The 1318-nt window shown below is 64.5% G+C and carries 2 protein-coding genes; one reads left to right on the top strand and one right to left on the bottom strand.

Going from position 1 to position 1318, the window contains the following annotated elements:
- Positions 1-625: ABC transporter substrate-binding protein (locus tag ABT116_RS46995; protein ID WP_351647481.1), on the bottom strand; the 625-nt coding region annotated here is incomplete at its 3' end.
- Between the two features lie 107 nt (positions 626-732).
- Here ABT116_RS46995 and ABT116_RS46990 point away from each other — a divergent pair.
- On the top strand, positions 733-1158 hold the full coding sequence (locus ABT116_RS46990; RefSeq protein ID WP_037137389.1) for a MarR family transcriptional regulator: 426 nt from the start codon (positions 733-735) through the stop codon (positions 1156-1158).
- Positions 1159-1318: the final 160 nt, after the last annotated feature.

Below are 1318 nucleotides of genomic sequence, written 5' to 3'. Positions count from 1 at the left end.
GCATGATCACGCCGTCGCAAGCGGAGTTCGAGACGGTCTCGACCAACTGCTTCATGTTGCCGCGCCCCAGATCGACAAACGAACCGCCGACCAGGGTGAGATCGAGTTCGGTGGCGAATTGCCTCACGGCCCCGAGTGAGCTGTGGGGCCAGATGTAGTCGTCACCCACGACGAACCACTTGCGCGCTCCGACGTTGTCGCGCAGCCACTTCAGTGCCGGTGCGATCTGCTGTCTCGGGGTTTCGCCCGAACAGTAGATGCCGGACCTTTCCTCGCCGCCCTCGTAGAGCGAGGTGTACGAGTACGGAATGCGGCCCGCGACCACTGGAGCGAGTGCGTGGCGGACCGAGGAGATGTGCCAACCGCTGACGGCGTCGATGGCGCCTGCGTCCAGAAGCTGTTGCACGCGGGCGGCGACGGCGTTCGGCGTCGCGCCGCCGTCGATCACTTCGATCTGCACTTCGCGTCCCAGTACGCCACCGGAGTTGTTGAGGTCGAGGGCGGCCAGCTCGCTGATTGCTTCGCAGGAGGGGCCGAACAGTCCGGCCGGCCCTTGGAGGGGAACCACCATGCCCAGGCGCCATACCGCGCTGCGCGCGCGTTCGAGCGCGCCGGTAGCGCTCATGCGTCGCCGCCGGAATCGGAAGTCAGCGGCCTGGCCTGGGTTACTATCATTTCATTTGAAAGTATTGCCCGAGAAGTGTGAACTACGCAACAGCGGGGGAGCGATCAGTGGGAAAAAGTGACTCCGGAATTCTTGATGCGTCGTTGACGACCGCGCTGGTCCGAGCAGCCCGAATGGCCGCGGCGGCGGCGGAGAAGACGCTGGCCGCAGAGAATCTCACTCTCGATCACTGGATGACGCTCGAAGCCTTGGCGTCGACCGAGGGGCTGACGATGGCTGAGTTGCGCGATCGAACGGGAACACCGGCTCCCACGCTGACGCGGGTCGCGGACAAGCTGGTCTCGCTCGCGCTCATCTATCGGGAAGTCGGCGAGGACGACCGCCGGAAGGTGCGCGTGTTTCTCTCCTCGCGCGGAAAGTCCTTGCACAAGCGGGTTGCTGCAGATATTCGCGTGGCCGAGGAGTCCTGGCTGACGTCGAAAGAGGAAGTGAAGCTGCGAGAGGGGCTCCGCCCCTGCGCGCCTTCCTGGTAGGGGGACTACCAGAAAGGCGCACGGGGCCGAAGGCCTTATTTGCCGCGTATTGCGTCGAATACCTTGGGGTCGACCAGGGTTGAGGTGTCTCCGAGGTCTCGGCCTTCGGCTACGTCGCGCAGGAGGCGGCGCATGATCTTGCCGGATCGGGTTTTGGGCA

Source organism: Streptomyces sp. NPDC002130 (assembly GCF_040296465.1).
Classification (GTDB): domain Bacteria; phylum Actinomycetota; class Actinomycetes; order Streptomycetales; family Streptomycetaceae; genus Streptomyces.
This window is presented reverse-complemented; position numbering and strand designations above follow the sequence as displayed.